Raw genomic sequence first — 20,794 nt, forward strand, 5'->3', positions numbered from 1 at the left:
AGGGGGCCATGGTGCGGGTGGCCCACCTCTCCCCCGACGCCCCGGCGGTGGACGTCCTGGTGAACGGGCAGAAGGCCATCACCGGCCTGGCCTTCAAGCAGGTTACCCCCTACATCCCCCTTCCCGCCGCCAAGGTGAGGGTGCAGGTGGTGCCCTCAGGGCAGATGTCTCCCGTGGTGATAGACGCCGAGCTGGACCTCAAGGAGGGGGTCTACTACACCGTGGCCGCCACGGGCTTCCTGGCCCAGATCCAGCCCAAGGTCTACACGGACCCCCTTGCGGGCTTCTTCCCCCGGGCGGGCTACGCCCGAATCCGGGTGGTCCACGCCTCCCCCGACGCCCCGGCGGTGGACGTGGCGGTGAAGGGCGGGCCGGTGCTCTTCGCCGGGCTTCCCTTCCCCCAGGCCAGCCCCTACCTCTCCGTGCCCGCGGGGACCTACGACCTCGAGGTCCGGGCGGCGGGCACCTCCACCGTGGCCCTGGCCCTTCCCGGCGTGGCCCTGGAAAGCGGCAAGATGTACACCGTTTTCGCGGTGGGGAGCCTCAAGGCAGGCACCCTGACCGTGGTCCCGGTGGTGGACGCCACCGTCCTCGGTGGGAGCCGCTAAGGTCCCCAAGCCCCCCTTCCCGGGGCCTCCCGGGGAGGGGGTTCCCTCTTGGCTCCTTCCCCTCCTCGCCTGCCCCTTCTGCCGAGGACCCCTCCTCGGGGAGGGGTGCTCCCGGTGCGGCCGGGTTTTCCCCAGGAAGGGGGGCTTTTTGGACCTCCGGGCCTTCCGGGAAAGGCCCCTCCTCGGCCTCCTCAACCGGTTTCCCCCCGTGGCCAGAGGCTACGACCTCTGGCGCGCCCGGTCCACGGGCCTCCTCTCCGGGGGGCGCCTGGACCTCGCCGGGGAGCTCGCCCTCCTCCGGGATTGGCTTCTTCCCACGGGAGGGCCCTTTTTAGACGTGGGCACCGGGACCGGCGTCTACCGGGAGGCCCTGGGGGAGGGGATGGTGGGGGTGGACCCTTCCCCGGCCTTCCTCGAGGTGGCCCAAAGGCGCCGCCCGGGGGCCTACCTCCTCGCCCACGGGGAAAGGCTTCCCTTCCGGGAGGGGGCCTTCTCGGGCGTGTCCATCGGGCCCACCTGGAACGAGTTTTTGGACCCCGTGGCGGCGGCCCGGGAGGCGAGGCGGGTTCTTGGGCCCGAAGGGCGGCTTTTCGGCCTCCTCCTTTTGGGGCCAGGAGGCCCTTGGGGGCTTTTCCGCCCCACGCCGGAGGCCCTCCTCCGCCTCCTGGAGGGGGCGGGGTTCCGGGGGGAGGTCCGGAGGCTGGGCCGGCTCGGCCTCGTCCTCGCCGAGGTAAGGTGAGGGGCGTGAAGCGGTTCTTGGCTTTCTCCGCGGCCTTTCTCCTGGCCCTCGGCCAGGAGTACCGGGCCCTCCCCGGGGCGAATATGGGCAGGCCGGACCTGGACCATAGCTACGCCCTGGTCTACCCCGCAGAGAGGCCCAAGGCCGTTCTCCTCCTGGTGCCGGGGCTTCTTGGGGGGAGCACCAACTTCTCCCTGTTGGCCGAGCACCTTAGGGCCAGGGCCCCGGGCCTCGAGGTCTGGGCCTGGGAGCGGCGGGCGAACGGCCTGGAGGACCGCTTGGGCTTCCTCCGGGAGGACCCCGTGGCCTACTACCGCGCCCTCGCCCTCCCCGACCTCGCCCCCTTGAGGGGGTGGGGCCTGGAGGTGCACCTCAAGGACCTGGACCTGGCGGCGGAGGCGGCAAGGGCCCGGGCCCCCGTGGTCCTCGCGGGCCACTCCCTGGGGGCGGCCCTTGCGGGGCTCTACGCCCTCCTCCACGGGGAAAAGCTTTCCGGGCTCGTCCTCCTGGACGGGGCCCCGGGGGTGGTGCCCCTATCGGAGGAGGCCTTTTATGAAGGGGCGGACCTTCCCTTCGGGCGGCTCGTGGGCTACCGGGCCTTCCTCCGGGGGGAGGGAAGCCCTACCCTGGACTGGCCTGGGCTTGGCCCCAAGGAGCTCGCCCTGGCCGAGGCCGAGGCCTTCCTCGCGGCGAAAAGGCCCGAGGAGACCCTCCCCTTCGGCCCCTACCGGGCCACCCGGGAGGCCCTGGCCCTCCTCAGGGTGGACGACGACTACAGCCTCTTCCCCGTCTTCAGCGTGAGCGCGGGGCGGGCCTGGGCCAGGGAGGGCCTGAGCCTCCTCGGCCTCCTCCAGGGGAGGCTCGTCCTCACCGTGCGGGGGCCGAGGGCGGGCCCCATCGCCTGGCGGGACACGGGGGAGGCCACGGACCCGAGGGCCTTCCTGAGGGCCTTCGCCCTCCCCGAGACGGGCTTTTCCGAGTGGTACTTTCCCTACCGCCTCCTCCTGGAGGTGGGGGGGTACCCCCACGTCCTCCCGGGCCTCAAGCCCCGGGCCCTTCCTTACCCCCTCCTCGCCCTGGGGGCCGGGCGGGGCCTCTACCCGAAGGCGGAGGACTTCCCTCTGGGGGAGCTCTTCCCCGGGACCCGGGCGGAGGTCCAGGTCCTCCCCGGCCTCACCCACCTGGACCTCCTCACGGAAAGGGAGGGAAGGACGGCCAGGCTTCTCCTTCGCTACGTGCAAGGCCTAGGGCTTCTAGGGCCAAGCGGGCCGCCCTGAGGCCGGAGAGGGCCGCGGCGGGGACGCTCTGCCCCGGGAAGACCCCTTCCCCCACCCGGAAGACGTTGGGGAAGGGCCGCACCCGGGGGAAGCGGAAGGGGTGGGTCTGGGGGAACCCCCCCACCCAGGCCCGCCCGGCGAAGCGGGCGTAGGTCCTGGGGGTGCCGAAGAGGAGGAACTCCGCCTCCCTTAGCCCGGGGAGGAGGGCTTCCCCCAGGTTCAGGGCCATCTCCCCCCACCGGGCCTTGAGCCTTCCGTACTCCTCCCGGGAAAGCCCCTCCCAGAGGGCGAGGGGGGTGTGGAGGCTTAGGGCGAAGGCCGTCTTCTCCCCCTCGGGGCGCAAGGAGAGGAAGGCGAAGGGCTTTTCCCTGGCGTTTTGCCGGAAGTAGGGGGGAGGGGCCCTAAAGGGCAGGACCCCGTGGACCACGAAGGCTCCCCAGGCGTCCTTGGGGGCCCTAAGGGGAAGGCCGAGGAGGGGGGCAAGGGGGACGTTCAGGACGAAGAGGTCGGCCTCCACCACCTCCCTTTCCCCCCGCCTTCTTCCCCCGTAGGCCACCTCCACGGCCAAGGCCCGCCCCTCCCCTAGGAGGAGCCTCTCGGCCCGGGCCTTGTAGCGCACGGGGAGGCCCTCCGCCAGGGCCTCCGCCACCCGCCCCACGCCCCCCGGCACCAAGGCGGGGCCCATGTGGGGGAGGTCCAGGGCCAGGGCGGCGTAGAGGGCGTAGGTGCGCTTCGCCTCCGCTTGGCTTGCGATGAGGAGCTGGGCGTCCAGGAAGCGGAGGAAGTGGGGGTTCTGGGGGGCTCGGTGGACCGCCTTCAAGAAGAGGTCGGGAAGGAGGGGAAGGAGCGAGGGAAGGAGGGCGAGGAGGCGGGGAAGCTCCTCCCTTTCCGGGGGCCAGGGGAGGCGGGGGGCGAGGGCGAGGAGGGCCTTTGCCCTGGCCTCCTGCCACGCCCAGAAGGGGAGGACCCGGGGCCCGAAGAAGTCCCGCTGGGCCTCCCGCTCCGCCTCCCGACCTACGGGGCGCACCACCTCCCCCCGGGGTAGGTGGACCGCCATGAGGGGGAAGCCCTCAGGGAACGTCTCCACGGGGAAGCGCACCCCCAGGGCCTCCGCCACGAGGGCCATGGGGCCTCCTGGGGCGAAGCCGGAAAGCAGGGTGGCCCCGGCGTCCAGGCGGAAGCCCCGGTGGTAGAAGCTCCCGGCGAGGCCCCCCGGGTAGGTGTGGGCCTCGAGGACCAAGACCTCGAGGCCCGCCCGCCTTAGGGCCCTGGCCGCCACCAGCCCGCCGATGCCCGCCCCCACCACCAAGGCCCGCACGGGGCTTAGGGTAGCCCCGAGGTTCGGGAAAGACCTTGGCCTGGGCCATGGTCCCCCGCCACCTTTTTCCCAAAGGGCCCCCGGTATGCTTGGGGCGTGCGCGTCCTGGTCACGGGGGCCACGGGCTACGTGGGGGGGAGGCTCGTCCCCAGGCTTCTGGAGAGGGGCCACCAGGTGCGGGTCCTGGTGCGGGACGAGACCCGCCTCCTGGGGCGCCCCTGGGCGGGGCGGGTGGAGGTGGTGCGGGGGAGCCTCGAGGACGAGGGGGCCCTCAGGCGGGCCCTGGAGGGGGTGGAGGCTTTTCTCCCTGCCCTACAAACCGCGGCCGCCCCAGGCCCTAGCCTGAAGGCCATGCGCGTCCTCATCGCCGGAGCCACGGGGGGCCTGGGCGGCGCCTTCGCCCGGGCCCTGAAAGGGCATGACCTCCTCCTCGTGGGGCGGCGTGCCCAGGCCCTTGGGGACCTGGCCCGGGAGGTGGGAGGGAAGGCCCTCCCCGCCGACCTCACGGACGAGCTGGAGGTGCGGGCCCTCCTGGAGGAAGCGGGGCCTCTGGACCTCCTCCTCCACGCGGTGGGCTGGGCGGCCAGGGCCAGGGTGCGGGAGGTGGGCCGGGACCTGTTGGAGGGGATGCTCGCCGCCCACTTCCTCACCGCCGCCCTCCTCCTCAAGCACGCCCGCTGGCAGCGGGGGGCGAGGGGGGTCTTCTTCGGGGCCTACCCCGCCTACGTGCGCGTTCCCGGCTTCGCCGCCTACGCCGCGGCCAAGGGGGCCCTCGAGGCCTACCTCGAGGCCGCCCGGAAGGAGCTCGCCCGGGAGGGGGTGCGCCTCGTCCTGGTGCGGCTTCCCGCCGTGGCCACGGGCCTTTGGACGCCCCTCGGGGGCCCCCCTAAGGAGGCCCTCTCCCCGGAGGAGGCGGCCCGAAAGGTTCTGGAGGGGCTCCTCGAGGAGCCTCCCCCGGAGCTTCTGGAGGTCTAGGTGTACCGGGCCTACTTCTACCCCATGCGCCTCGCCCTCCTCGCCGTGGGGCGGAACTTCATGCCCATGGCCTGGTGGACGCCCGCCTCCAAGGAGCCCTTCCGCTTCCTCCTCGCCGTGGACCGCAAGAACCACACCCTAAGCCTCCTCCGGGAGCTTTCCGAGGCGGCCCTTTGCTTTCTCCCCTGGGAGGAGCGGGCCTGGGTGGTGCGGGCGGGCTACCTCACGGGAAGAAGGGTCCCGAAGGCGGAAAGGCTCGGGGTGGCCCTGCGCCCTGCCCGGAGGCTCGCCCACACCCAGGTGCCCGAGGGGGCCCTCGCCGTCTACGAGATGCGCGTGTCCGAGTGGCCCTGGGACGGGGACCACGCCCTTTTTGTGGGGGAGGTGGTCCACGTGGAGGGCTCCTCGGAGGCCAAGGAGCGCCCCATCCTCTTCCTGGGCTTCCGCGACTTCGCCACCTTGGGGGAGCGCTGGAGGTTTCGTCCGGGGGGCGCCAAGGCCCCCCTTCGGAAAAGGGAGGAACCATGAGAACGCTCCTTCTTTTGGCGAGCCTTCTCCTTCTCGCCCAGGCCCAGGCCCCCTACGCCGTGGAGGGGGTGGCCCGCTACCGGGGCTACTACACCCTTGGGAGCTGGGAGGGGGTGAACCCCACGGCCCGGGGAGAGGTGCTTTGGGACGGGCTGGAGAGGGCCTCGGGGAAGGTCTGCCTCAAGCAGGCCGCCTGGGACTCGGGCAACGCCGAGCGGGACAGGAAGGCCCTGGAGATCCTGAAGGCCGGGGAGCACCCCGAGGCCTGCCTCTACCCCAAGCGGGCCTACCGGGAAGGCCCCAGGTTCGTGGTGGAGGGGGAGCTGGAGATGGCGGGGAAGCGACTTCCCGTGCGGGTCCTGGGGGAGCTTCGTGAGGCCTCCGGGGGCCTCCGCTTTGTGGGAGGCTTCACCACCCGCTTCTCCCAGTGGGGCCTGGAGCGGCCGAGGTTTCTCTTCCTCGAGGTCCGGGACGAGGTGGAGGTCTTCCTCGAGGCCGCCCTGAGAAGATGATCCGCCTGGGCTACCCCTGCGAGAACCTCACCCTGGGGGCCACCACCAACCGCATCCTGCGCCTCGCCCACCTCACCGAGGAGAGGGTGCGGGAGAAGGTGGCGGAAAACCTCCGGGACCTGGAGAGGATCCTCGGCTTCAACGCCGGCCACGGCTTCGCCCTCTTCCGCCTCGGCCAGCACCTCATCCCCTTCGCCTCCCACCCCCTCTTCCCCTACGACTGGGAGGGGGCCCACAAGGAGGAGCTCGCCCGCCTCGGGGCCCTGGCCCGCGCCCTCGGCCAGCGGCTTTCCATGCACCCTGGGCCCTACGTGAACCCGGGAAGCCAAGACCCCAAGGTGGTGGAGCGCTCCCTCGCCGAGCTCCGCTACTCGGCCCGGGTGCTCGCCCTCCTCGGGGCCGAGGAGGGGGTCTTGGTGCTCCACCTGGGCGGGGCCTACGGGGAGAGGGAAAGGGCCCTCCACCGCTTCGTGGAGAACCTCCGGGGGGAAAAGGAGGTCTTGAGGTTCTTGGCCCTGGAGAACGACGAGAGGCTCTGGAGCGTGGAAGAGGTCCTGGAAGCGGCGGAGGCCCTGGGGGTGCCGGTGGTGGTGGACACCCTCCACCACGCCCTAAACCCCGGGAGGCTTTCCCTGGCGGAGGCCCTTCGCCTGGCCTTTCCCACCTGGCGGGGCCGGCCCAAGGTGCACCTCTCCAGCCAGGACCCCGCGAAGCGCCCCGGGGCCCACGCCTTCCTCGTGGCCAAGGAGGACTGGGAGAGGCTCCTTTCTGCCCTCCCAAGCCCCGCCGACGTCATGCTGGAGGCCAAGGGCAAGGAGAAGGCCCGGCCTTGACAGCAAGGGCCCCAGGGACGAGGATGGGGGGCGTGGTCGGCGTGCTGGCGCTACAGGGGGATTTCCGCGAGCACAAGGAGGCCCTTAGGCGGCTTGGGGTGGAGGCCAAGGAGGTGCGGAAGGTGGGGGACCTCGAGGGCCTTAAGGCCCTCATCGTCCCGGGAGGCGAGTCCACCACCATCGGCAAGCTCGCCCGGGAGTACGGCCTGGAGGAGGCGGTGCGCAGGCGGGTGGAGGAGGGCAGCTTGGCCCTCTTCGGCACCTGCGCCGGGGCCATCTGGCTCGCCCGGGAGATCCTGGGCTACCCGGACCAGCCCCGCCTCGGGGTCCTGGACGCCGCCGTGGAGCGGAACGCCTTCGGGCGGCAGGTGGAAAGCTTTGAGGAGGACCTGGAGGTGGAAGGCCTCGGCCCCTTCCACGGGGTCTTCATCCGGGCCCCCGTCTTCCGCAGGCTGGGGGAGGGGGTGGAGGTCCTGGCGAGGCTTGGGGACCTCCCCGTCCTGGTGCGCCAGGGGAAGGTCCTCGCCAGCAGCTTCCACCCCGAGCTCACCCAGGACCCCCGCCTCCACCGCTATTTCCTGGAGCTCGCCGGCGTTTAATACCACCCCATGCTGGCTTGCGCCAGCATGGGGGCCCCGGTAAAAACGATCCCGCAAAGCCTCCACGCCTGGCCTTGGACGAAGGGTTCACGCCAAAGGGGTATAAGTGCCCCCAAAAGGGCCTTCTGGGTTCGGGCATCGTCCCTTGGGGCAAAACCGCGGGGCAGGCGTTTAGGGCCGCATCCTCGTGTACATCCTCGGGAAGGGGATGGCCTCCCGCACGTGGGCAAGGCCGCAGATCCAGGCCACGGTGCGCTCCAGGCCGAGGCCGAACCCCGAGTGGGGCACGCTCCCGAAGCGGCGGAGGTCCAGGTACCACCCGTAGACCTCCTCGGGGAGGCCGAACTCCCGGATCTTGCGCTTGAGAAGCTCCAGGTCGTGGATCCTCTGGCTCCCCCCGATGATCTCCCCGTAGCCCTCGGGGGCCAGGAGGTCGTCGTTCAGGACGAGCTCGGGGTCTTCGGGGTCCGGCTCCATGTAGAAGGCCTTGATGCGGGCCGGGTAGCGCTCCACGAAGACGGGCCGGTCAAACTGGCGGCTTAGGGCGGCCTCGTGGGGGGCCCCGAAGTCTTCGCCGTAGGGGAGAGGGGGGACCTCGGGGTCCTCTTGGGCGATCCGGTTCACCCGGGCCACGGCCTCCTTGTAGGTGAGGCGGGGGTAGTTCCCTTCCGCGGCGGGCTCCAGGGCCTTCGGGTTCCGCCCGAGCATCTCAAGCTCCTGGGAGCGCCTCTCCAGCACCCGGGCCACGAGGAAGCTCACGAGCTCCTCCTGCAGGGCCATGTTCTCCTCGTGGGTCATGAAGGCCACCTCGGGCTCCACCATCCAAAACTCCAAGAGGTGGCGCCGGGTTTTGGAGCGCTCCGCCCGGAAGGTGGGGCCGAAGGTGTAGACCTTGGCGAAGGCCAGGGCCCCGGCCTCGGCGTAAAGCTGGCCCGACTGGGAGAGGTAGGCCTTCTCCCCGTCAAAGAGGTCCACCTCAAAGAGGTCGGTGGTGCCCTCCACGGCGCTTGGGGTGAGGATGGGGGCGTCAAAGCGGAGGAAGCCCCTCTGCCCGAAGAACTCGTGGATGGCTCTTTCCAGCTCGTCCCGGATGCGCATCACGGCGAAGGGGCGGCGGTGGCGGAGCCAGAGGTGGCGGTGGTCCATGAGGAAGTCAACGCCGTGCTCCTTGGGGCCGATGGGGTACTCCCCCTGGGGGCGGCTCACCACCTCGAGGTCCCGCACGGCGAGCTCCACCCCGCCTGGGGCCCTCCTGTCCTCCCGCACCAGGCCCCGCACCTTGAGGGCGGTCTCCTGGGGAAGGTGGTCCGCTTCCCGGAAGACCGCCTCTGGCACCTCCCCCTGGACCACCGTGGCCTGGAGGAAGCCCGTGCCGTCCCGGAGGATGAGGAAGTGGATCTTGCCCTTAGAGCGCTTCTGGTAGACCCAGCCCCTTAGCTCCACCTCCTGGCCCAGGTGCCGGGCGATCTCCTCAATGAAGACCCGCATACCCCGCGTAGTCTACCCCAAGAGGTCCAAGGCCTCCGCCAGGCCGCAGGCTTCCACCGGGGCCACCACCCTCTTCGCCGCCCGCTTCACCTTCTCGGGGGCGTTCCCCATGGCGACGCCAAGCCCCACGGCCCGGATCAGCTCCAGGTCGTTCTCCCCGTCCCCCACCATGGCCGCCTCTTCCAGGGAAAGGCCGTAGGCCTCGGCCACGAACCGAGCGGCGCTGAGCTTGCCCACGCCCTCCTTGGTGAGGGAGACGAAGCGCACCCCGGGCATCTTGGGGCTTTCCGCCAGGTGGGCCTGAAGCCCCGAGGGAAGCCCCTCCAAAAGCGCCCCCAGGGGGGCTTCGGGCCCCGCCAGGACCTGGAGGCGCACCAGGGGTGAGGGAAGGCGGAGGAGGTCCGCCTCTTCCGCCCGGAGACCGAGGAGGGCCTGGTGCGCCTGGAGGAGGGGGCTATCCCCCTCCACGTAGAAGCCGCCCTCGGCGGTGTACCCCTCCAGGGGGAGGCCCAGCTTCCGGGCCAGGTGGACGGCCTCCTTGGCCTCCCTTTCCGGCAGGGCCTCCACCTTGAGGGGGGTGGCGGGAGGGGCGTGGACGTCCTGGGAAAGGGCCAGGACCACGGCCCCGGATTCAAAGACGTGGAGGCCCGAAGGGTCCAGCCTCCGGGCGTACCCCAGGGTCTCCCCGCGGCCGGGCCGGCCGGTGATGAGGGCGAAGCGCACCCCCTTTCCTCGGAGGGCCTCCACCTTGGGCCAGACGCAGGGGGGCACCCCGTCCTTCCCCACCAGGGTCCCGTCCACGTCCACGAAGACCAGGCGCTTCGGCATGGGCGTTTTGGCCGGGTGGGCTAGAGCTCCCCGGTGAAGACCAGGGCCGCCTCTCCCCCGATCCTCACCCCGTAGGGCAGGCCCGTGGGGCTGTACTCCACCAGGACCTCCACCACCCCCGGGTTGCCCAGGCGGTGGCCTTGGTAGACGGTGAGCTGCACCCGTCCTTCCCGCTTGGGCACCACCCCCGCCCGGGCGAGGAGGGCCCCCAGGGCGGCGTTGGCCGAGCCCGTCACCGGGTCCTCGGGGATGCCGAGGAGGGGGGCGAAGTCCCGGGCGTAGAAGCTCCTCGGGCCCATGGGGGCGTAGGCGTGGACCGTGGCCACCTCCAGCTTGCGGGAAACCTCCAAGAGGGCGGGCATCTCCGGCTCCAGGGCGTCCACCACGCCGGGGGCGATGAGGGGCACGAAGAGGCTCCAAAGCCCGGTGTAGGCGATGCCGTAGGGGAGGCCCCGGTGCAGGTAGCGCTCGTTGGTGCCTAAGGCCTCGAGGGCCGCCCTCAAGGCCTCAAAGGGGGGCAGGTCGCGGAAGCGGGGGGAAGGCCCCCGCACCAGGGCCTTTACAGGGGCCCCGCCCTCGTACACGATCTCCACGGGAAGGGCCTCCGTGGGGGTGTGGAGGTAAAGCCGCCCTATCCCCTCGGGCGCCAGGCCCAGGCGCACCAGGCTTAGGCCCAGGGCCACCGCCGCGTGGCCGGAGAACTCCACCTCCTCCTTTGGGGTGAAAAAGCGCACCCCGAAGACCGTCTCCCTCCTTTCGGTGAGGAAGGCGGTCTCCGCCTCCCCCAGGCGCCTTGCGATGGTCTGCATCTCCTCTAGGCCCATCCCCCGGGCGTCCAGCACGATGGCCACCCGGTTGCCCGCTCCCGGGGCGGGGGCAAAGGCGTCTACCAGAATGTACGGGATCCTAGCCATGGCGGATCACCTGGAGGCCGAGCTCCCTAAGCTGCTCCTCGGACACGGGGCTCGGGGCGCCGGTCAGGGGGTCCTTTCCTTCTTTGTTCTTGGGGAAGGCGATGACCTCGCGGATGGAGGGGCTTCCCGTCATGAGGGCGAGGAGCCGGTCCAGCCCCCAGGCGATGCCCCCGTGGGGCGGGGCCCCGTACTGGAGGGCTTCCAGGAAAAAGCCGAACTTCTCCCTCTGTTCCTCCTCCCCAATGCCCAGGAGGCGGAAGACCCGGGCCTGGAGCCCGGGGTCGTGGATGCGGATGGACCCCCCGCCCACCTCCACGCCGTTGAGGACCAGGTCGTAGGCCAAAGCCCGCGCCCGCCCGGGGTCTTCCTCCAAAAGGGGCAGGTCCTCGGGGTGGGGGCTGGTGAAGGGGTGGTGCATGTAGGTCCACCCCCCCCGCTCCTCGTCCCACTCCAGGAGGGGAAAGTCCACCACCCAGAGGAAGCGGAAGCCCTCCCGCTTGAGGCCTAGAAGGTCCGCAAGCCGAAGCCGCACCGCGCCCAGGGCCTCCGCCGCCACCTTGCGGGGCCCGGCCACGAAGAGGAGGGTGTCCCCAGGGCCCGCCCCCGTGGCCTTAAGGAGAGTCTCCCGCACGGGTTCCAAAAACTTGGCCACCCCGCCCTGAAAGCCCTCCTCCTCCACCCGGGCCCAGGCCAGGCCCTGGGCCTTGTGCCTTTTGGCCTCCTCCTCAAGCTCCGCGATCTCCTTGCGGGAAAGGGCCCTGGGGACGGCGAGGGCCTTCACCCGTTCCGCCTCCCGGAAGACCCGAAACTCGCTCTCCCGGAAGAGGGGGCCCACCTCTTTAAGCTCCAGGCCGAAGCGGAGGTCGGGCTTGTCGGAGCCGTAGTGCTCCATGGCCTCCTCGTAGGAGAGCCTGGGGAAGGGGAGGGGAAGCTCCACCCCCAAGGCCTCGCGGAAGACGTGGGCCATGAGGCGCTCGTTGAGCTCCAGGACGTCCTCCACTTCCACGAAGCTCATCTCCAGGTCCAGCTGGGTGAAGTCGGGCTGGCGGTCGGCCCTTAAGTCCTCGTCCCGGAAGCAACGGGCGATCTGGAAGTAGCGGTCCAGCCCCGCCACCATCAGCATCTGCTTGAAGAGCTGGGGGGACTGGGGCAGGGCGTAGAAGAGGCCGGGCTCGTGGCGGTAGGGCACCAGGAAGTCCCGGGCTCCCTCGGGGGTGCTTTTGGTGAGGAAGGGGGTCTCCACCTGGACGAAGCCTTCCCGGTCCAGGAAGTCCCAGATGGCCTTGATGACCCGGTGGCGCAGGCGGAGGTTCTCCTGCATCCGGCGCCTTCTTAGGTCCAGGTAGCGGTACCGGAGGCGGAGCTCCTCATGGGGCTCCTTCTCCTCCTCCCCCCGCCAGCCCGCGTCCACGGGGAAGGGGGGCGTCTTGGCCTCGGCGAGGACCTCGAGGGCCTTGAGCTCCACCTCCACCCGCCCCGTGGCGAGGCGGGGGTTGGGCTCGGGGCGGAGGCGCACGAGGCCCTTCGCCCGCACCACCCACTCCGGGCGCACCCGCTCGGCTACGGGGTAGGCGGGGCTTTCCGGGTGGGCCACCAGCTGGACCAGGCCCTCCCGGTCCCTCAGGTCCAGGAAGATGAGCCCCCCGAGGTCGCGGCGGCGGTTCATCCAGCCCTCGAGGACCACCTCCTCGCCCACGTGGGCTTCCCTCAGGCTTCCGGCGTAGTGGGTGCGGCGCATAATCCTCCCAAGCTTACCGGATTCTCATGCCAGGCTCGCGAGGAGAAAGGCCGCCACCTCGGGGTAGGGGAGGCGCACCTGCTCCCCCGTGGCCAGGCGCTTCAGGGTGAGCTCGCCCGCCCTAAGCTCCTCCTCCCCCAAAAACCCGGCGAAGGCCGCTTTCCGCTTTAGGGCCTCCTCCACGCCCTTGCCGGGCTTCCTCGGGGCGAGGGCGTACTCCACCCTAAGCCTCGGCCTCAAGATCTCGGCCACGTAGAAGGCCTCCTCCACCGCCGCTTCCAGAAGGGGAACCAGGTAGAGGTCGGGGCCCCTTTCCTCCGGGGGGGCGAAGCCCTCGGCCTCGAGAGCCAGGGCCACCCGCTCCACCCCGAAGGCGAAGCCCACCCCTGGGACCCTGGGCCCGCCCAGAAGCTCGGAAAGCCCGTCGTACCGCCCCCCGCCCCCCAAGGCGGACTGGGCCCCGATCTCCTCGTGGTGCACCTCAAAGGCGGTGCGCACGTAGTAGTCCAGCCCCCGCACCAGGGCGGGCTCCAGCTCGTAAGGGATGGAAAGCCTTTCCAGGTGGCGCTCCACCTCCCGAAGGTGGGCCCTGGCCTCCTTCCCGAGGAAGTCCAGCATGGGCCTCACCCCAAGCTCCTCGAGGAGGGCCTGGTCCTTGGGGTCTTTGGAGTCCAGGATGCGCATGGGGTTGAGCGAGAGGCGCTCCTTGGAGTCCTCGGAAAGCGCCTCCCGATGGGGGCTGAGGACCTCCTTGAGGTAGGCGTTGTAGCGGGCCCGGTCCTCGGGGTCCCCCACGGAGGAGAGCTTCACCGAAAGCCCCCTAAGCCCGAGCTCCTTCAGGCACTCGTAGAGGAGGACGATGGCCTCCGCGTCCAGAATGGGGTTTTCTGAGCCCAAGGCCTCATAGTTCACCTGGTGGAACTGGCGGTACCGCCCTTTTTGCGGGCGCTCGGCCCGGAACATGGGCCCCGCCATCCAGAGCCTCACGGGCTGGGGCCAGACCTTCATCCCGTGCTCCAGGTAGGCCCGGACCATGGCGGCGGTGCCCTCGGGGCGGAGGGTGAGGGAGCGCCCGCCCCGGTCCTGGAAGGTGAACATCTCCTTGCGCACGATGTCGGTGGAAGCGCCCACCCCCTTTTCAAACACTTGGGTCTCCTCAAAGACGGGGGTGATGAGCTCCAGGGCTCCTGCCGCCTCCAAGACCTTGCGGGCGGTGGCCACGATGCGCTGGTGGAGCCTGAGCTCCTTGCCGAAGAGGTCCTTGGTGCCCCGAACCGCCATACCCCTCCACTCTACACAACCTCTTGCGCCTGGGCGTGGGCCTCCTCTATGCTGGAGGCGTGCGCCAGAGAGGGCTCCTGGTAGCCCTTTACCTCTTTCTCACCCTGGCGGGCTCCACCGGGGTGGCCCTGCAGATGTACCTCATGCGGGTGCAGAACCCGGGGCTGAGGGCCGACCTCTGCCAGGCCCCGGGGGAGGAGCGCTCCGTGGAGCACTCCCTCTTCTGCGGCCTCCAGGTGGCTCCGGGCCTCCCCCCGGTGGCGGCGCCCGCCCCGCCACGCCCTCTTAAGGCGCTTCCCCAACGTACCGCCCCCCTTCCCGGGCACCGCCTCCCCCATCCCCAAGCCCTGGTCCCCAGGGCCCCTCCTTTCGCCCTGGCCTAAGGGGTCTTTCGGCCCATAGGTCCTTTGGCGAAAGGAGGTGTGGCGTTGCAGGTAGCGCTTTTTACGCAGAATCTGGACCTTTACGCTCAGGTTTACGAGGCGCTGGTTCCTCGGGGCTTCTCCCTTTCCTGGAACGAGGGCATGGGCCTGCCCCTTTCGGGGCTGGACCAGCTGGAGCGGGGCCAGGGGGTTCTTTGGCTCACCCCAAGGGGGCTCCGGGGCTACGATCTCAGGGCCTACGCCTTCCTTACCCGGAGGGACGACCCGAAAAGCCTTCCCGAGGGCCTGAAGGGGCGTTTTGGCGCCCGGCTTCTCCCTGGGGAGGCGGCGGTCCTTTTGGCCCTGGGCCGGGGGGTGCCCCCGGAGCCCAGAAGCCTCGCCCGGTATCTGGACGTGGAGCGCTCCCAGGCCCGCTTTTTCCTAAAGGGGGTGTGGAACAAGTTCGGGCTTCCCCTGGGGCTACTCCTCCGCCTCGCCCGGCATCAGGTGCAGGTAGCGGGGCTTGAGGGCCACCCGGAGGGGCTGGTCCGGCTGGAGGCGGAGCCTTTCCTGGACGTGCCGAGGCAGGAGGATTTCCAGGGAAAGGGGCCCGCGGAGGAGGCCCCGGTAGGCCAGCCCCTCCAGGTGCAGGCGTTCTAGCCGGCCTTCCAAGACGTTTTCCGGGGGTGGAGGGCGGTCCTGGCGCACCACCAGGACCTCCGCCGCCCGTATTCCGAGCCAGGCTTCTCCTCCCGGCTTAGCCCAGGGGGGGAGGGGAAGGCGGAGGCGGACCCCTTCCCGCTCCACCCCGCCCTCCACCACCCGCACGGGAAAGAGGTTCTCGTACCCGAGAAGCCTCGCCACCTCCACCCGGGCGGGGGCGGCCATGACCTCCTCCGGCGGCCCCTCTTGGAGCACCCCCTTCCGCCCCAGCACCGCCAACCAGTCGGCCATGCCGGCCAGGACTGGGTCGTGGCTCACCGCCAGGGCGGGGAGGCCCTCCCGGCGGAGGAGGTCCACCAGCTCCGAGAGCACCTGCCCCCGGGTCAGGGGGTCCAGGGCGCTGGTGGGCTCGTCTAGGAGGAGGAGCTCGGGCTTTCGGGCCAGGGCCCGGGCCAGGGCCACCCGCTGCTTTTGCCCCCCGGAAAGCTGGCCCGGGCGCTTGTGGGCGTGCTCCAGGAGCCCCACCCGCTCCAGGAGGGCCAAGGCCCGCTCCTTGCGGTTTCGCCCCTTGAGGGGGAAGGCCACGTTTTCCCAGGCGGTCATGTGGGGGAAGAGGGCCAGGTCCTGGGGCAGGTAGCCTACGGGCCTTCGCTCGGGGGGAAGCCCGGAGAAGGGGTGCCCCTCGGCGGGGAGAAGGCCGGCTAAGGCCTTGAGCAAGGTGGTCTTGCCCACCCCGCTTTCCCCCAGGAGAACGGTGAACCCCGCGATGCGGAAGCGGGCCTCGAGGCGGATGGGCTTCCTTATGCGGTAGTGGACTTCCATGCCCGTCCTTTGGCTTCCAGGATGCGCGCCAGGGCCAGGAGGAGGAGGCTTAGGAGGAGGAGGACCAGGGCGGCCTCCGCCGCCTCGCGGAAGCGCAGGGCCTGGACCAGGTCGTAGAGGTAGATGCTCACCATCTGGGTCTTCCCCGGGATGGAGCCCCCCACCATGAGCACCACCCCGAACTCCCCCAGGGTGTGGGCGAAGGCCAGGAGGGTCCCCGAGAGGAGACCGGGCCAGGCGAGGGGCAGGACCACCTGGGTCCAGACCTTGAGGCGGGGGACTCCCAGGGTGCGGGCCACCTCCAGGAGGTTCCGGTCCAGGGCCAGGAAGGCCTCCCGGTAGGCGGTGAGGGCGAAGGGCAGGCTGAAGAGGACGCTGGCGAGGACCAGTCCCTCGAGGCGGAAGGCCCAGGAAAGCCCGGTGAGGCGGGTCCAAGGGCCTTCCGGCCCCAGGAAGAGCAGGAGGTAGAAGCCCAAGACCGTGGGGGGGAGGACCAGGGGCAGGAGGAAGACCGCCTCCAGGAGGGGCTTTCCCGGGAAGGAGCGGAAGGCCAGGAACCAGGCCAGGGGAACCCCCAGGAGGAGGAGGAGGCCGGAGGTCCAAAAGGCTACCTTTAGGGAGAGCTGGAGGGCGGTAAAGAAGAGGGGGTCCACCCTACTCCCCCGGCAGGAGGAAGCCGTAGCGCCGGAAGACGGCTCTGGCTTCCGGGCTTCCCACGAAGCGGTAGAAGGCCAGAACCTCGGGGCGCTGCCGCCCTTTGAGGACCACGTAGTCCTGCTCCAGGGTGAGGTGGCTTCCCAGGGGGGCAAGCCAGTACTCCCCGGGCCCTGCCAGGTCTGGGTGAAGGGCTAGGGAGAGGGCTAGGACCCCTACCCGGGTGGCGTGGAGGGCGAGATGGGCCGCTTGCGCGATGTTCTCCCCGTAGACGAAGGTGAAGTCCTTCTTGCCCTGGCGCAAGGGGCTGGCGTCCCAGTAGGCCTCCACCCCCCCCGTGAGCTCTTCCCAGGGGATTTCCTCCCAGGAGAGCTGGGCGAAAGGCTTGCCCAGGCCAGGGAGGGTGAGGGGACGGCGTTTAAGGAGCCCCAGGTGCTCCAGGAGGGTGACGGCGGCCCGGCCATAAGGGGCGTGGACCGGGTTGGCCAGGGCCACCTTGGTCACCCTGGGGTCCAGGAGGGTTTGGGGTCCAGGTTTTAAGCCGAGGCTTTTTTCCACCCAAAGGACCACGCGCCCGATGGCGTAGGGTTTCCGGGTGCCGGGCTCGGCGAGGCCCTTCCGCTCCAAAAGCTCGGGGTAGGCCTTTTCGGCGGAGAAGAAGAGGTCGGCCTCGAGGCCCTGGGTGATCTGGGTGTAAAACTTGCCCGAGGAGCCGAAGAGGAGCTCCACCCTCACCCCAGGGTTTTTCCGCTCAAAGGCTTGGGCTACCTCAGTAAGGGCGTACTGCAGGTCCGAGGCCGCCACCACCCGCACCGTCTGCGCCAGAGCCGAACCCAAAAGAAGGAGTACCCAAAAGCTTGCCCTTTTCATGCCCACCTCCTTTGCGACCGCGGCAGGCGGCGGGGTCGCCCCCACCACCCCGGGGCCCTAAGGCCCGGCCCAGAAGGCCCCTAGGGTCTTCTGGGCTCGGAGGCGGAATCATTTTATCATCCCGTCCCGCTCGGCTCCACCTCTTGCATAAGTTTGCATCCTTGCGTTATCCTATAAGCCTCATGGCGGGAGACGCCCTGGCCCGGCCCAAGGACCTACTGGACTTTTCGGGATACGGCCCCAAGGAGCTTCAGGCCCTTTTGGACCTGGCGGAGGCCTTGAAGCGGGAGCGCTACCGGGGGGAGGACCTCAAGGGAAAGGTCCTCGCCCTCCTCTTTGAGAAGCCCTCCCTGCGCACGAGGACCACCCTCGAGGTGGCCATGCTCCACCTGGGGGGGCACGCCCTCTACCTGGACCAGAAGCAGGTGAGCATCGGGGAGCGGGAGCCCGTGCGGGACATCGCCAAGAACCTGGAGCGCTTCGTGGAGGGGATCGCCGCCCGGGTCCATCGCCACGAGACGGTGGAGGCCCTGGCCCGCCACGCCAGGGTCCCCGTAGTGAACGCCCTCTCCGACCGGGCCCACCCCCTCCAGGCCCTGGCCGACCTCCTCACCCTGAAAGAGGTCTTCGGGGGGCTTGCGGGCCTCGAGGTGGCCTGGGTGGGGGACGGGAACAACGTCCTGAAATCCCTTCTCGAGGTGGCTCCCCTGGTGGGCCTAAAGGTGCGGGTCGCCACCCCCAAGGGCTACGAGCCCGACCCGGGGCTTCTTTTCCGGGCCCGGGCCCACCTCACCCACGACCCCAAGGAGGCCGCCCTGGGGGCCCACGCCCTCTACACCGACGTCTGGACCAGCATGGGCCAGGAGGCGGAGCGGGAGAAGCGCCTTCGGGACTTCCAGGGCTTCCAGGTCAATGGGGAGCTCATCCAGCTCCTCCGCCCCGAGGGCGTCTTCCTCCACTGCCTCCCCGCCCACTACGGGGAGGAGACCACGGAGGAGGCGGTCCACGGGGATAGGAGCCGGGTCTTTGACCAGGCGGAGAACCGCCTCCACACCGCCAAGGCCGTGCTCCTCACCCTGCTAAAGTAGGGGTATGGTCCGGCCCTACCGCTTCCGCCTGGAGGAGTTCCTAAAGCTTCCCCTGCCGGAGAGGGGGGTGGAGCTTCTTGAGGGGGAGGTTTACCAGATGGCGCCCATAGGTCCCCGCCACGCCTACACCGTGAACCGCTGGAACCGGATTCTCTCTGGCTTCCCCGAGGTTTGGGTCCAGGTGCAGGGTCCCCTGGTTCTTTCCCCAGACACCTACTTGGAGCCGGACCTTGCCCTGCTTCGGCCGGGGGATTACCGCGAGCGCCTGCCTCGGCCGGAGGACGTCCTCCTTCTGGTGGAAGTGGCGGAGGCTTCTTTGGACTATGACCTCTCCAAGAAGGTCCCCCTCTACGCCAAGGGGGGCGTGCCGGAGGTCTGGGTCCAGGACCTCCTGGGCGGGCGGCTCCTCCTCTTCCGCACCCCCGAGGGGGACCACTACCGGGAGCAGATCTGGGTGAAGCCCGGGGAAAGGGTTTCCCCCCTGGCCTTCCCCGAGGCCAGCCTGGAGGTCCCGTGGTGAGGGTGGGGATCCTCGGGGCCTCGGGGTACGGGGGGGCGGAGCTCCTCAGGCTCCTCAAGGCCCACCCCGGGGTGGAGCTCGTGGGGTTTTCCAGCCGGAAGCATGAGGGAAGGCCCCTCGAGGCCGCCTGGCCCCAGCTTTGGGACGGGAGGCCCTTCGCCTCCCAAGAGGAGGTCCTGGAGCGGGCGGAGGTGGTCTTCCTCGCTCTTCCCAACGGGCTTTCCATGGAGATCGCTCCCAGGGCCCTAAAGGCCGGCAAACGGGTCATTGACCTCTCCGGGGACTTCCGCCTGCTCCCCGAGGTCTACGAGGCCTGGTACCGCATCCCCCATAAGAGCCCGGACCTCTACCGGGAAGCGGTCTACGGCCTCCCCGAGCTCCACCGGGAGGAGCTTAAAGGGGCGAGGCTCGTGGCCAACCCTGGCTGCTACGTCACCGCCACTACTCTGGCCCTCGCCCCCTTGGCGGCGGAAGGGGTCCTAAAGGGGGGCTTCGTGGTGGGCCTAAGCGGGGTCTCGGGGGCGGGGCGGGAGGGGGAAGGCACCTTCTTCGCCGAGGTGAACGAGAACCTCAAGCCCTATAAGGCGGGGGGCACCCACCGCCACATCCCCGAGATGGAGCAAAACCTGGGGAGGGTCTTGGCCCAGGGGAGGCGGGTGCGCACCCACGGGGAGGCGAGGGCGCTGCGGCTTTCCTTCACCCCCCACCTGGTGCCCATGACCCGGGGGATTCTGGTCACCGCCGAGGCGGAGGTGGAGGGCGTCTGGAGCCAAAAGGCCCTGGAGGGCCTCTACCGGGACTTTTACGCGGGCGAGCCCTTCGTGCGGGTTTTGGAGGACCTTCCCCAAACCAAGGGCACCTACGCCTCCAACCGGGTGGACCTCAGGCCCCTCTACGAGGAGAGGACCGGGCGGGTCCTGGTCTTCGCCGCCTTGGACAACCTGGTGAAGGGCATGGCGGGCCAGGCGGTGCAGAACCTGAACCTGATGCTGGGCTTTTCCGAGGAGACCGCGCTTCCCAAGGAGGGCGTATGGCCGTGAGGCTTCCTAGGGGATTTAGGGCGGGGGCCACCCGGGCGGGGATCAAGCCCTCGGGCAAGCCCGACCTCGCCCTTTTGGTTTCTGGCCTTCCCGCCGCCTGGGCCTACGTGGCCACCAGGAACCGGGCCGCGGCTCCTTCCATCCACCGGGGGAGGGCGCTTTACGCCTCGGGGAAGCCCTTGAGGGCCGTGGTGGTGAACGCCGGGAACGCCAACTGCGCCACCGGGGAGCGGGGTTTCCAGGACGACCGGCGCATGGCCGAGCTCGCCGCCTTGCGCCTTGGGCTTCCCCCGGGGGAGGTCCTCACCGCCTCCACCGGGGTCATCGGCGTGCCCTTGCCCGTGGAAAAGATAGAGAGGGGCTTACCCCAGATAGATCTGGCTCCCTTCGCCGATCCCTTCGCCGAGGCCATCCTCACCACGGACCTGGTGGCCAAGGTGGCCGAGGCCGAGGCGGGGGGGGCCCGGGTGGTGGGCATCGCCAAGGGAAGCGGCATGATCCACCCCAACATGGCCACCATGCTGGCCTTTTTAGTGACGGACGCGCTGGTTCCCCAGAAGGCCCTAAGGGAGGCCTGGGGGGGCATCGTGGACCGCACCTTCAACCAGGTGACCGTGGACGGGGACACCTCCACCAACGACCTGGCCCTCCTCATGGCCAACGGGGCCTATGGGGAGGTACCCTTGGAGGACTTCTTCAAGGCGGTGGAGGAGGTCGCCCAAACGCTCGCCCGCATGATCGCCCGGGACGGGGAGGGGGCCACCAAGCTCATGGTGGTGCGGGTAAGGGGGGCGGCCACGGCGGAGGAGGCGCGGCGGGCGGCGAGGGCCATCGCGGGGAGCGTCCTCTGGAAGGCCGCCCTCTACGGCAACGATCCCAACTGGGGCAGGATCCTGGCCGCCCTCGGCAACTCGGGGGCTCGGTTTGATCCCTTACGGGTGCGCATCGTTCTCCAGGGGATCCCCCTCTACGAGGGGGGGGCCCTCCCCTTTGACCGGGAGGCGGCGAGCCGGGCCATGCGGGCCGAGGAGGTGGAGGTCTTGGTGGACCTGGGGGAGGGGGAGGGGGAAGGGGAGGCCTATGGCTGCGACCTCACCGAGGGGTACGTGCGCATCAATGCCCTCTATACTACCTGAG

General features: G+C 70.1%; 22 protein-coding genes, 1 pseudogene and 1 riboswitch. Of the genes and pseudogenes, 14 read left to right on the forward strand and 9 right to left on the reverse strand.

The annotated features are described in order from the left end of the window. The 3 genes from ABJK26_RS09365 to ABJK26_RS09375 form a co-directional block, all read left to right on the forward strand. Positions 1-608: DUF4397 domain-containing protein (locus ABJK26_RS09365; RefSeq protein WP_347242016.1), on the forward strand; the 608-nt coding region annotated here is incomplete at its 5' end. A 148-nt stretch (positions 609-756) separates the two neighbouring features. Beyond that, the gene (locus tag ABJK26_RS09370) at positions 757-1,347 is read left to right on the forward strand and encodes a methyltransferase domain-containing protein (RefSeq protein ID WP_347242017.1); all 591 of its coding nucleotides are present in this window, start codon (positions 757-759) and stop codon (positions 1,345-1,347) included. Between the two features lie 5 nt (positions 1,348-1,352). Next, complete coding sequence (locus ABJK26_RS09375) at positions 1,353-2,624, forward strand: alpha/beta fold hydrolase (protein ID WP_347242018.1); 1,272 nt, start codon at positions 1,353-1,355, stop codon at positions 2,622-2,624. Here the strand turns inward: ABJK26_RS09375 and ABJK26_RS09380 are convergent. Next, entirely contained in the window at positions 2,539-3,942 is a 1,404-nt protein-coding gene (locus tag ABJK26_RS09380) for an FAD-dependent oxidoreductase (protein WP_347242019.1), read from the reverse strand. The genes ABJK26_RS09375 and ABJK26_RS09380 overlap by 86 nt on opposite strands. Positions 3,943-4,038: 96 nt before the next feature. Here ABJK26_RS09380 and ABJK26_RS09385 point away from each other — a divergent pair. From ABJK26_RS09385 to pdxT, 6 genes and pseudogenes are all read left to right on the forward strand, one after another. Further along, positions 4,039-4,242: pseudogene (locus ABJK26_RS09385) on the forward strand (NAD(P)H-binding protein); the annotation flags it as partial. A gap of 51 nt (positions 4,243-4,293) precedes the next feature. After that, the gene (locus tag ABJK26_RS09390; protein ID WP_347242059.1) at positions 4,294-4,917 is read left to right on the forward strand and encodes an SDR family NAD(P)-dependent oxidoreductase; all 624 of its coding nucleotides are present in this window, start codon (positions 4,294-4,296) and stop codon (positions 4,915-4,917) included. Next, positions 4,918-5,445, forward strand: coding sequence for a flavin reductase family protein (locus ABJK26_RS09395; protein WP_347242020.1), 528 nt, complete (start codon positions 4,918-4,920; stop codon positions 5,443-5,445). It abuts the gene before it with no gap. Next, positions 5,442-5,957 (forward strand): YceI family protein, encoded by a 516-nt coding sequence (locus ABJK26_RS09400; protein ID WP_347242021.1) that lies wholly within the window; start codon positions 5,442-5,444, stop codon positions 5,955-5,957. The genes ABJK26_RS09395 and ABJK26_RS09400 overlap by 4 nt, the downstream gene beginning before the upstream one ends. Next, positions 5,954-6,790, forward strand: a complete 837-nt coding sequence (gene uvsE, locus ABJK26_RS09405) for a UV DNA damage repair endonuclease UvsE (protein ID WP_347242022.1) — start codon at positions 5,954-5,956, stop codon at positions 6,788-6,790. The genes ABJK26_RS09400 and uvsE overlap by 4 nt, the downstream gene beginning before the upstream one ends. Positions 6,791-6,813: 23 nt before the next feature. Beyond that, entirely contained in the window at positions 6,814-7,389 is a 576-nt protein-coding gene (gene pdxT, locus ABJK26_RS09410; protein WP_347242023.1) for a pyridoxal 5'-phosphate synthase glutaminase subunit PdxT, read from the forward strand. Between the two features lie 171 nt (positions 7,390-7,560). Here the strand turns inward: pdxT and asnS are convergent, their stop codons facing one another. Genes asnS through hisS form a run of 5 tightly spaced genes read right to left on the reverse strand, consistent with a single transcriptional unit; the run spans position 7,561 to position 13,638 of the window. Continuing rightward, on the reverse strand, positions 7,561-8,877 hold the full coding sequence (asnS, locus tag ABJK26_RS09415; protein ID WP_347242024.1) for an asparagine--tRNA ligase: 1,317 nt from the start codon (positions 8,875-8,877) through the stop codon (positions 7,561-7,563). Positions 8,878-8,889: 12 nt separating this feature from the next. Continuing rightward, positions 8,890-9,705: an HAD family hydrolase gene (locus ABJK26_RS09420; RefSeq protein WP_347242025.1), complete on the reverse strand. Its 816-nt coding sequence runs from the start codon at positions 9,703-9,705 to the stop codon at positions 8,890-8,892. Positions 9,706-9,725: 20 nt separating this feature from the next. After that, positions 9,726-10,619 carry a PhzF family phenazine biosynthesis protein gene (locus ABJK26_RS09425; RefSeq protein ID WP_347242026.1) on the reverse strand — a complete coding sequence of 298 codons (894 nt, stop codon included), beginning with the start codon at positions 10,617-10,619 and terminating at the stop codon, positions 9,726-9,728. Then, positions 10,612-12,357 carry an aspartate--tRNA ligase gene (gene aspS, locus ABJK26_RS09430; RefSeq protein WP_347242027.1) on the reverse strand — a complete coding sequence of 582 codons (1,746 nt, stop codon included), beginning with the start codon at positions 12,355-12,357 and terminating at the stop codon, positions 10,612-10,614. Before aspS ends, ABJK26_RS09425 begins: the two co-directional genes overlap by 8 nt. A gap of 24 nt (positions 12,358-12,381) precedes the next feature. Then, the gene (gene hisS / locus ABJK26_RS09435; RefSeq protein ID WP_347242028.1) at positions 12,382-13,638 is read right to left on the reverse strand and encodes a histidine--tRNA ligase; all 1,257 of its coding nucleotides are present in this window, start codon (positions 13,636-13,638) and stop codon (positions 12,382-12,384) included. A gap of 59 nt (positions 13,639-13,697) precedes the next feature. Between hisS and ABJK26_RS09440 the strand changes: the two genes are divergently transcribed. Beyond that, on the forward strand, positions 13,698-14,021 hold the full coding sequence (locus ABJK26_RS09440; protein WP_347242029.1) for a hypothetical protein: 324 nt from the start codon (positions 13,698-13,700) through the stop codon (positions 14,019-14,021). A gap of 459 nt (positions 14,022-14,480) precedes the next feature. Here ABJK26_RS09440 and ABJK26_RS09445 read toward each other — a convergent pair whose 3' ends face one another. The 3 genes from ABJK26_RS09445 to modA form a co-directional block, all read right to left on the reverse strand. Further along, positions 14,481-15,485, reverse strand: a complete 1,005-nt coding sequence (locus ABJK26_RS09445; protein ID WP_347242030.1) for an ABC transporter ATP-binding protein — start codon at positions 15,483-15,485, stop codon at positions 14,481-14,483. Beyond that, on the reverse strand, positions 15,464-16,138 hold the full coding sequence (gene modB / locus ABJK26_RS09450) for a molybdate ABC transporter permease subunit (protein ID WP_347242031.1): 675 nt from the start codon (positions 16,136-16,138) through the stop codon (positions 15,464-15,466). Before modB ends, ABJK26_RS09445 begins: the two co-directional genes overlap by 22 nt. Before the next feature lies 1 nt (position 16,139). Beyond that, positions 16,140-17,009, reverse strand: coding sequence for a molybdate ABC transporter substrate-binding protein (modA, locus tag ABJK26_RS09455; protein WP_347242032.1), 870 nt, complete (start codon positions 17,007-17,009; stop codon positions 16,140-16,142). Beyond that, positions 17,002-17,123: riboswitch (molybdenum cofactor riboswitch) on the reverse strand. (Overlaps the previous gene by 8 nt.) A gap of 68 nt (positions 17,124-17,191) precedes the next feature. Here modA and argF point away from each other — a divergent pair. From argF to argJ, 4 genes are read left to right on the forward strand one after another with little or no spacing between them, the layout of a single operon-like run. Continuing rightward, positions 17,192-18,097 carry an ornithine carbamoyltransferase gene (gene argF / locus ABJK26_RS09460; RefSeq protein WP_347242033.1) on the forward strand — a complete coding sequence of 302 codons (906 nt, stop codon included), beginning with the start codon at positions 17,192-17,194 and terminating at the stop codon, positions 18,095-18,097. Between the two features lie 4 nt (positions 18,098-18,101). Then, entirely contained in the window at positions 18,102-18,617 is a 516-nt protein-coding gene (locus ABJK26_RS09465) for a Uma2 family endonuclease (RefSeq protein ID WP_347242034.1), read from the forward strand. 2 nt (positions 18,618-18,619) lie between these two features. Beyond that, positions 18,620-19,657 carry an N-acetyl-gamma-glutamyl-phosphate reductase gene (gene argC, locus ABJK26_RS09470; RefSeq protein ID WP_347242060.1) on the forward strand — a complete coding sequence of 346 codons (1,038 nt, stop codon included), beginning with the start codon at positions 18,620-18,622 and terminating at the stop codon, positions 19,655-19,657. Further along, positions 19,648-20,793 (forward strand): bifunctional glutamate N-acetyltransferase/amino-acid acetyltransferase ArgJ, encoded by a 1,146-nt coding sequence (argJ, locus tag ABJK26_RS09475; protein ID WP_347242035.1) that lies wholly within the window; start codon positions 19,648-19,650, stop codon positions 20,791-20,793. The genes argC and argJ overlap by 10 nt, the downstream gene beginning before the upstream one ends. The last annotated feature ends 1 nt before the right edge of the window (position 20,794 follow it).

It is taken from the genome of Thermus sp., assembly GCF_039793865.1.
Lineage (GTDB): Bacteria > Deinococcota > Deinococci > Deinococcales > Thermaceae > Thermus.